This window comes from Micromonospora sp. NPDC050695 (assembly GCF_040654415.1).
GTDB lineage: Bacteria > Actinomycetota > Actinomycetes > Mycobacteriales > Micromonosporaceae > Micromonospora.
The window spans coordinates 26168-35096 of record NZ_JBFAHZ010000002.1 but is presented as its reverse complement, the minus strand read 5'-3'; the positions used below and the strand labels follow the sequence as shown (position 1 = coordinate 35096).

The following is an 8929-nucleotide window of genomic DNA, read 5'->3' as shown; positions in this document are numbered from 1 at the left end:
CCCCGCAGTCGCGATCGGAGGAGATCCAGTGACCAGCGATGCGGATCGGCTGACATCTGAGCAGTTGCGCACCCTGTTTCTGTTCGAGGCGCTCGACGACGCACAGCTCGACTGGCTGGCCGAGCGCGGCCGGGTCGAGCAGCGTGCCGGCGGCACCCTCGTGTACGGCGAGGGTGAGCCCGCGACCTGCTTCTTCGTGCTGCTGCGCGGTGCCGTGGCGCTGAGTCGGCAGGTCCGCGGCGACGACGTCGAGGTCTCCCGGACCGACCAGCGCGGGGTGTACGCCGGTGCCACCCAGGCGTATCTGGGTGACCGGGTCGAGCAGATCTACCTGCACAGCCTGCGGGCCCTGGTCGACTCGGACTTCTTCGTGCTGCCGGCGGAGGACTTCGCGGAAGCCCTGCGGACCTGGTTCCCGATGCCCATGCACCTGTTGGAGGGCCTGTTCTTCGGCATGCGGGACAGCCAGACGATCGTCGGCGAGCGGGAGCGGCTGCTGGCCCTCGGCTCGCTCTCGGCGGGGCTGACCCACGAGTTGAACAATCCGGCCGCGGCGGCGGTGCGGGCCACCTCGGTGCTGCGTGACCGGGTTGCCGGGATGCGGCACAAACTCGCGATGATCGCCGACGGTCGGCTCGACGGCGGCGCCCTGCACGGCCTCGTCGCGTTGCAGGAGGAGGCGGTGGCCCGGGTGGCCACCGCGCCGAAGCTGACTCCGCTGGCGACCGCCGACGCCGAGGACACGCTCACCGACTGGCTGGAGGAGCACGGGGTCAGCGGCGCGTGGGACCTGGCGCCGATCCTGGTCGGTGGCGGGCTCGACACGGCCTGGCTCGCGCAGGTGAAGGCGGCCGTCGGCGCGGCCGACCTGGAGGCCGCCGTGCGGTGGCTCACCTACACGGTCGACACCGAGTTGCTGATGCGCGAGATCGGCGACGCCGTGACCCGGATCTCCGGCCTGGTCGGTGCCGCCAAGCAGTACTCCCAGCTGGACCGCGCGCCGTACCGGGTGGTGGACGTGCACGACCTGCTCGACGCCACGCTGGTGATGTTCAAGGGCAAGATCCCCGCCGAGGTCAAGCTCGTCCGCGAGTACGACCGCAGCCTCCCGCCGGTGCCGGCGTACGCCGCCGAGCTGAACCAGGTGTGGACCAACCTGATCGACAACGCGTTGGGCGCGATGGGGGACAAGGGCGTGCTGACCGTCCGGACCGGTCGCGCCGACGACCTGCTCGCGGTGGAGATCACCGACACCGGCCCGGGCATCGCGCCCGAGGTGCGTCCGCGCATCTTCGAGCCCTTCTTCACCACCAAGCCGGTCGGGTCGGGCACCGGGCTGGGCCTGGACATCTCGTACCGGATCGTGGTGCACAAGCATCACGGCGACATCCGGGTGGAGTCCGAGCCCGGGCGGACGACCTTCCGGGTGCTGCTGCCGATCACCGAGGGCCCGACGGACGAGCCACGCGACGCGCCGATTACCTAGAGACAGCGATTGGTTGCTGGCAGTAGTCTCGGGGGCGGCGTTCGTGATCCCCGCCCCCGAGGAGGGTCCGTGGAGTCGGTGGCCCGCCAGCGCACCGCCATTGAGGACGACGACCAGCCGGACGATCCGCCGGCCGGCACGATGTTGCCGGAGTTGGAGGATCGCGACTGGATGCACCACGCGCAGGAGTTCGCGCACACCAGCTTCTGGGCGGTGGCCCGCCGGCTGCCCCGGCTGGTCCGCGAGGCGGTCGGCCTGGCCTCGGCCACCAACCGTCGGGACACGGTCGCCTCTATCGGCCTGAACATCGCCGCCGGGGTGATGACCACGTTCGGGCTGCTCGCCACGACCAGCGTGCTGCGCGAGTTGTTCGCCGCCGGCCCCACCCCGGACCGGGTCCGCTCGGCCCTGCCAGCGCTGATCGTGGCCGCGGCGGCGGTGTCGGCCCGCGGTGGCCTGACGATCGCGGCCGGCTGGGCGCAGGCCCGGCTGACCCCGCAGATCAACTATCAGGTGGAGTTGCGGCTGTTCGAGGCCACCACGGCGGTGGATCTGGCCGCGTTCGACGACGCCGGCTTCGCCGAGGAGATGGACCGCGCGCGCGACCGGGGGATGGCCGAGGCGGCGTGGATCGTCGACCACACCGTCAACCTGGTCACCGGCGTGGTCGGGATGCTCGCCACCGCCGTCGCGGTGACCGTCATCCAACCGCTGCTGCTGCCCTGCCTCCTGCTCGCGGCGGTGCCCCAGGCGGTCACGGCGGTGCGGATGGCCCGCCGGGAGTATCTGGCGATGCTGGCCCGCATCACCCGGCGGCGTCGCATGTGGATGCTGGCCCACCTGATGGCCAACCGGCGCACGGCCGCAGAGGTGCGCGCGTACCAGATGCGCGACTTTCTGCTCGCCGAGTACCGCGGGGTGATGGCCGTGGAGACCCGCGCCCAGCTGCGGCTGGTCCGCTCGCAGACCGGCACCCGGGTCATCGGCGCCACGGTGGCGGGGCTGGCCACCTTCGGGGTGTACGCGGTCCTCGGCGGGCTGCTGCTGGGCGGGATGGTCGCCCTCGCCGCCGCGGCGACCGCGCTGCTCGCCCTGCAGTCCGCACGGACCAGCATGGGCGTGGCGGTCATCGCCACCAACTCGCTGTACGAGGACGCCCTCTATTACCAGGACTACCGGGACTTCCTGGCCCGCGCCCACGCCCGGGTGCCGGTCGGCGGCAACCGGTCGACCGACGGCGTCGACGTGATCGAGCTGGACGAGGTCAGCCTGCGCTACCCGGACACCGACACGCCGGCGGTGGACCGGGTCAGCCTCACCGTCCGCCGGGGCGAGGTGATCGCACTCGTCGGCGAGAACGGCTCCGGCAAGACCACCCTCGCCAAGCTGATCGCGGGCCTGTACCAACCGACCGGCGGGATGATCCGCTGGGACGGCGTCGACTCCGCCGAGCTGGACCCGCGCGCCCTCGGTGCGCAGGTGGCCGTGATGACCCAGGAGTGGTGGAAGTTCCCGTTCACCGCCGGGCAGAACATCCGCGTCGGGCGGCACGACCGACCGCCGGACCGGCCCGGCCCCACGGTGCGGGAGGCGGCCCGGGCGGCCGCCGCCCACGACATGATCGTCGGCCTGCCGAACGGCTACGACACGTTGCTCGACCGGGAGTTCAAGGACGGCCACGAGTTGTCCGGGGGCCAGTGGCAGCGGTTGGTCGCCGCCCGGGGCCTCTACCGTGACGCCGCCCTGCTGATCTGCGACGAGCCGTCGGCCGCCCTGGACGCCCGCGCCGAACACGCCCTGTTCCAGCACCTGCGCCGCCACCCCGACCGGGCGGTCGTGCTGATCACCCACCGGCTGGCCAACGTCCGGCACGCCGACCGGATCTTCGTGCTCGACCAGGGGCGACTCGTCCAGCACGGCAGCCACGACGAGCTGATGGCGGCCGGCGGCCTCTACCGCGAGCTGTTCGACCTCCAGGCCAGCGGCTACCTGTTGGGTGCCGACAACTCCCAGTCCCGCTGACCCCGCCCCCGCCCGGCCCGCGCTTGCGCCCAGCCCAGCCCAGCCCAGCCCGGCCCGGCCCGGCCCGGCCCGGCCCGGCCCGCAAGATCGTGCTAGATCCTGGTTGTAGTGGCGCCGCCGCCTGCGGATACCACTACAACCAGGATCGAGCACGATCTTGCGCGGGCGGCGCGGGCGGCGCGGGGTCAGGTTGGGTTGCCGGGGGTGAGGAAGTCGGCCAGGACGCGCGTGTGGGTGGAGAACGCCAACTCGACCGGGTCGGTGAGCACCAGCCACTCGGTCGCCTCGTCGGTGGGCGTCGACGGTGGCAGGTCCTCGGCAGCGCGTTCGGGCAGCACCCCGAAGACCATCATGGTGGCACCCGCCGGGGCGCTGTGCACCGCGAACAGGCGGACGTCCGCGGCCGCCGCGACCAGACCGGTCTCTTCCCGCAGCTCACGAACGAGCGCGTCGGACCACTCCTCGCCGTACTCGATGAAGCCGCCGGGCAGCGCGAGCTGCCCCCGGGCGGGCTCGATGTCCCGGCGGACCACCACCACGCCCAGGCCGGCGGCGGTGCGGACCGGCAGCACCGCCACCGCGACGGGCAGCGGGTTGCGCCAGACGGTCTCGCCGCAGACCGCGCAGACGCGCGGCCACCCGGCCGTCGCCGGGTAGGCCGCGCCGCAGGAGGAGCAGTGCGAGTACGGCGTACCGGTCATGCCGCAGCACGTTACCCGGCCGCCGCGGCCGGTCTCAGGCGGCCGGTGCGCCAGTGTAGAAGGCGGTGGTGCGCTCGGCGGCGGCCCGCGCCTCGTCGGCGTCGGTGCCGGCGGCGATGCTCGCCTCACCCCAGAGCCGGCTGCTCAACTCCATGGCCCGCCGGCCCTCGTCGGAGGCCATCCACTCGGCGCTGTCCTCCGGCCGGACGCCGCTGCCGTCGCCGGCCAGGTACGAGGCGAGGCCGAAGAGCCCCAGGTCCCAGCCGACGCCGACGGCGCCCGGCCCGAACTGGGCCCACCGGTCCTGGTCGACGTGGGCGATGTGGTCCAGCTCGAAGCGGGTGTGCTCGTCGTCGACCGGGGTGAGTCGCACCTCGATCCAGCTCACCTCGCCGCCCATCTCCCAGGTGGCGGTGAAGCGGTGCGGCGGCTCGCAGCTCTCGACGGTGCCGCCGGCGTTGCCCTCCAGCTGGTACGTGCCGTGCAGGCGCAGGTCACCGGTGATCGGGAGGAACCAGCGCGGGATGCGCTCGGCGTTGGTGCAGGCGTCCCACAGATCGTCGAGCGTCGCCCGGTAGGTCTGGCTGATGGTGCTCACCCGTGCCTCACCGGCCTCCAGGGTGCGGGTGCCGACCTGGCGTCGCACGGCGTTGATCTGCTCGGTCGCGTCGATCATCAGGTGTTCCTCTCGTCGGGTGTGTCGGCCGACCCGCGGAGCCGACGCTCGCGTCGACCCCGGGCAAGCTCGGTGGCGAGTGCCGCCAGGGGTGGCGTCCAGAACTGGCGGAAGTGCTCCAGCCAGCCGTCGACCTCGCGCAGGGGGCCGGGGTCGACCGCGTAGAGCCGCCGGGTGCCGTCCGGGCGCACGGTGGCGAAGCCGTTGTCCCGCAACACCTTGAGGTGTTGGGACACGGCGGGCTGGGAGATGCCGAACTCGTCGCGGATCACCGCACTGAGGGCGCCGGCGGGCTGCTCGCCGGTGGCGAGCAGCTCCAGGATGCGGCGCCGGACCGGATCGCCCAGCACGTCGAAGGCGTGCACGGCGACAGTTATATCACCAACAGCTTATTTAAGCCAGTGCTGATGTTCCGATGAGTTTGTCGAGCTGGATCGGCAGGTCGCGGATCCGTACCCCGGTGGCGTGGTAGACGGCGTTGGCGACCGCCGCCGCCGCACCGACGATTCCGACCTCGCCGATGCCCTTCACCCCGGCCGCGTTCAGCTCGTCGTCGCGCTCGTCCAACCAGTACGCCTCGATGGACTCCACGTCCGCGCAGGCCGTGATGTGGTAGGTGCCCAGGTCGTGGTTGACCCAGTCGCCGTAGCGCTCGTCGAACAGGCCCCCCTCGTGTAGCGCCATCGACACGCCCATCGTCATGCCGCCGATGAGCTGGCTGCGCGCCGTCGTCGGGTTGACGATCCGACCGGCCGTGAACACGCCCAGCATCCGGTTGAGCCGTATCTCGCCGGTGGTCGTGTCCACCCGGACCTCGACGAACTGTGCTCCGTACGTGAACTTGGGCTTCCTGGCCTGGGCGTTCAGCTCGGCGGAGGTGTCCACCTCGGCGCTCACCTCGGCGTCCGGCGGTACCCCGTCGCGCAGCTTCCCGCGCAGCGCCTCACCGGCACGGATCACCGCCCAGCTCCAGCTCGAGGTGCCCATCGAGGCGCCGGCCACCGGGGCGGCGGGCAGCTCGCTGTCACCGATCCTGATCTCGATGCGCTCCGGCGGCACCTGCAAGGCGTCGGCGGCGACCAGCCACAGCGCCGTACGCGCGCCGGTGCCGATGTCGGTGGCGTTGATCTGGACCAGGAAACCGCCGTCGGGGCGGGCGGTGATCCGTGCCGAGGCCGGGACGGACTGGCTCGGATAGGCCGACCCGGCCACGCCGGAGCCGATGAGGAAACGCCCCTCGCGGCGGGACCGGGGTGTCGGATTCCGGTCGGCCCAGCCGAACCGCTGAGCGCCCTCGCGTAGGCAGGCCACCAGATTGCGGCTGGTGAACGGCGCTCCCTGGTCGGGGTCGATCTCGGTGTCGTTGCGGATGCGCAGCTCCACCGGGTCGATGCCGGTGGCGACGGCCAGTTCGTCCATCGCAGACTCCAGGGCGTACGCGCCGGGGCACTCGCCCGGGGCCCGCATCCAGAAGGGGGTGGGCACGTCGAGGCGGGTCACCCGGTGGGTGGTGCGGCGGTGCGGGGCCGCGTACATACTGCGGGTGTAGACGGCGACCGACTCGGTGTACTCGAGGATCTGTGAGGTCTGACTGATCGAGTCATGGCTGATCGCGGTGAGCCGCCCGTCGGTGTCGGCGGCGAGGCGGACCCGTTGGATGGTGGGGGTGCGGTAGCCGATCGGCCCGAAGATCTGCTGGCGGGTCAGCGCCAGTTTCACCGGCCGGTCCACGTGCCGGGCGGCGAGGGCGGCCAGCACCACTGCGGGCTTGGCGTACCCCTTGCTGCCGAAGCCCCCGCCGACATGCTCGGCGATCACCCGGACCGACTCCCGGGGCACGTCGAACAGTTCGGCGAGGGTGGCCCGCACCGATGTCGCGCCCTGGTTGGAGTCGTGCACGAGCAGCCGCCCGTCGGTCCACTGCGCCGTGGTGGCGTGTGGCTCCATGGGGTTGTTGTGGTAGGCCGGGGTCCGGTAGGTGGCGTCCACTCGCACCTGGGCGGCCGCGTACCCCGCGTCGAAGTCCCCCTCCGCGGTGTCCGTCGGGTAGGCGGGGTTGACGTGGTCGGGCTTGTACAGGCCCGGGTGGTCGTCAGTAAGCACTGTGGTGTGCGGTCCCGCGTCGTACTCGATGCGCACCAGCTGGGCACCCTCGCGGGCCGCCTCCAGGGTGGTGGCCACCACCACCGCGACGTACTGCCCCCGGTAGTGCACCGCGGGATCCTGGAGTAACCACAGGTTCGGCCCGGGGGTGGTCGCGAGCCGGGGCGCGTTGCCGTGGTGCACGACGGCCAGCACGCCGGGCGAGGCGAGGGCCTCCGTCGTGTCGATGTGGGTGATCCGGCCCCGCACCACCGCTGCCGGTACCACCCAGCCGTAGGTGACGCCGTCGACCGGGTACTCCATCGCGTAACGGGCCGTCCCGGTGACCTTCTCCCGGCCCTCCAGGCGCGGATGCGCCTGACCGATCGCGCCTGCGCTCACGATTGCGCCCTCCCTGCAAGTCCGCTGAGCACTCGTACGGTGATGGATCGGGTCAGGGGCAGCTTGAAGCCGTTCTCGCTGAGCGGACGGGCCTCGGCCAGCTCGGCGTCGGCGGCCCGCGCTACCAGCTCGGGGCTGAATGGGTGGCCGCGCAGCTCCTGCTCGGCCCGGTAGGCCCGCCATGGACGGTGGGCCAGCGCCCCGTACGCCAGCCGCACGTCGCGGATGACGTCACCGTCGAGGTCCAACACCGCGGCCACCGAGCCGGCGGCGAAGGCGAAGGACGCCCGGTCGCGCGCCTTGAGGTACGTCGAGCGGCGCGCGGCCGGTAGCGCCGGCAACCGTACGGCCGTGATCAGCGCACCGCGCGCCAGGGTGGTTTCGCGCTCCGGATGCGCGCCGGGTGAGCGATACAGGTCGGCTAGCGGGACGTCCCGTACACCGTCGGTGTCGTGCACCTCCACCACGGCGTCGAGCACGGCGAGGGCGACGGCCATGTCCGACGGGTTGGTGGCCACGCACTGCTCGGACCAGTCCAGCACCGCGAGGTCGCGGTTCACGCCGTGCAGGGCGGCGCATCCGCTGCCCGGGTCGCGCTTGTTGCACGCCTTGCTGGTGTCCTGGAAGTACGGGCAGCGGGTACGCTGCAACAGGTTGCCGCCCGTGGTCGCCATGTTGCGCAGCTGCCCGGAGGCGGCGGCGAGCAGGGCGCGGGTCAGTACCGGGTAGTCGCGGCGGACCGTCGGGTGGGCGGCGAGGTGGCTGTTGCGCACCGTCGCGCCGATCCGCAGCCCGCCGTCGGGCAACTCCTCGACGGTGTCCAGGGGTAGCCGGTTCACGTCCACCAGCACGTCGGGGCGCTGTACCCCGAGTTTCATGAGGTCCACCAGGTTGGTCCCGCCGGCGAGGTAGGCCGCCTGCGGCTCGGCGGCCAGCACGGCGACGGCGTCGGCAACGTCGGCCGGCCGGTGGTAGCGGAACGGCTTCATCGGACCGCCGCCGTTTCGCGGACCGCCGCGACGATGTGCGGGTACGCGGCGCAGCGGCACAGGTTGCCGGCCATCCGTTCGCGGATCTCCGCGTCGGTCAGCTCGGCCGGTGCGTCGAGGTCTTCGGTGACGGCGCTGGGCCAGCCCTGGTCGACCTCGTCGAGCATTGCCCGGGCGGAGCAGAGCTGCCCGGGGGTGCAGTAGCCGCACTGGAACGCGTCGTGGGCGATGAACGCGGCCTGCAAAGGCGACAGCTCGTCCGGACCGGCCAGCCCTTCCACGGTGAGCACCGACCGGCCGTCCAGGGTGACGGCGAGGGTCAGGCAGCTCTTTACCCGTTGACCGTCCAGCAGGACAGTGCAGGAGCCGCACTGGCCATGGTCGCAGCCCTTCTTAGCTCCGGTCAGGTCCAGGTGCTCGCGCAGCGTGTCGAGCAGCGTGGTGCGGTTGTCCAGCGTCAGCTCCCGGGGCACGTCGTTCACGGTCAAGGCCAGCCGGGACGCGTATCGCTCGTCGGTGGTTGTCTGATTCTCGGATCCTCCAGGCACGTACCCAGATTAGCTTTATGGGG

General features: G+C 72.1%; 8 protein-coding genes. 2 read left to right on the top strand and 6 right to left on the bottom strand.

Going from position 1 to position 8929, the window contains the following annotated elements; all coding sequences use genetic code 11:
• Positions 1–28 precede the first annotated feature (28 nt).
• Both AB0H52_RS01755 and AB0H52_RS01750 read left to right on the top strand, forming a co-directional pair.
• Positions 29–1486, top strand: a complete 1458-nt coding sequence (locus AB0H52_RS01755) for an ATP-binding protein (RefSeq protein ID WP_151491855.1) — start codon at positions 29–31, stop codon at positions 1484–1486.
• A 69-nt stretch (positions 1487–1555) separates the two neighbouring features.
• Positions 1556–3508: an ABC transporter ATP-binding protein gene (locus AB0H52_RS01750; RefSeq protein ID WP_357944561.1), complete on the top strand. Its 1953-nt coding sequence runs from the start codon at positions 1556–1558 to the stop codon at positions 3506–3508.
• A 185-nt stretch (positions 3509–3693) separates the two neighbouring features.
• Here AB0H52_RS01750 and AB0H52_RS01745 read toward each other — a convergent pair whose 3' ends face one another.
• Genes AB0H52_RS01745 through AB0H52_RS01720 form a run of 6 tightly spaced genes read right to left on the bottom strand, consistent with a single transcriptional unit; the run spans position 3694 to position 8852 of the window.
• On the bottom strand, positions 3694–4209 hold the full coding sequence (locus AB0H52_RS01745) for an NUDIX domain-containing protein (protein ID WP_151489797.1): 516 nt from the start codon (positions 4207–4209) through the stop codon (positions 3694–3696).
• A 34-nt stretch (positions 4210–4243) separates the two neighbouring features.
• Positions 4244–4885: an SRPBCC family protein gene (locus AB0H52_RS01740; protein ID WP_151489798.1), complete on the bottom strand. Its 642-nt coding sequence runs from the start codon at positions 4883–4885 to the stop codon at positions 4244–4246.
• Entirely contained in the window at positions 4885–5250 is a 366-nt protein-coding gene (locus AB0H52_RS01735) for a metalloregulator ArsR/SmtB family transcription factor (protein ID WP_151489799.1), read from the bottom strand. The genes AB0H52_RS01740 and AB0H52_RS01735 overlap by 1 nt, the downstream gene beginning before the upstream one ends.
• A 28-nt stretch (positions 5251–5278) precedes the next feature.
• A complete protein-coding gene (locus tag AB0H52_RS01730) occupies positions 5279–7369 on the bottom strand; it encodes a xanthine dehydrogenase family protein molybdopterin-binding subunit (protein ID WP_151489800.1) in 2091 nt (696 codons plus the stop codon).
• A complete protein-coding gene (locus AB0H52_RS01725; RefSeq protein WP_151489801.1) occupies positions 7366–8358 on the bottom strand; it encodes a xanthine dehydrogenase family protein subunit M in 993 nt (330 codons plus the stop codon). The genes AB0H52_RS01730 and AB0H52_RS01725 overlap by 4 nt, the downstream gene beginning before the upstream one ends.
• Positions 8355–8852 carry a 2Fe-2S iron-sulfur cluster-binding protein gene (locus tag AB0H52_RS01720; protein WP_225854461.1) on the bottom strand — a complete coding sequence of 166 codons (498 nt, stop codon included), beginning with the start codon at positions 8850–8852 and terminating at the stop codon, positions 8355–8357. The genes AB0H52_RS01725 and AB0H52_RS01720 overlap by 4 nt, the downstream gene beginning before the upstream one ends.
• Between the last annotated feature and the right edge of the window lie 77 nt (positions 8853–8929).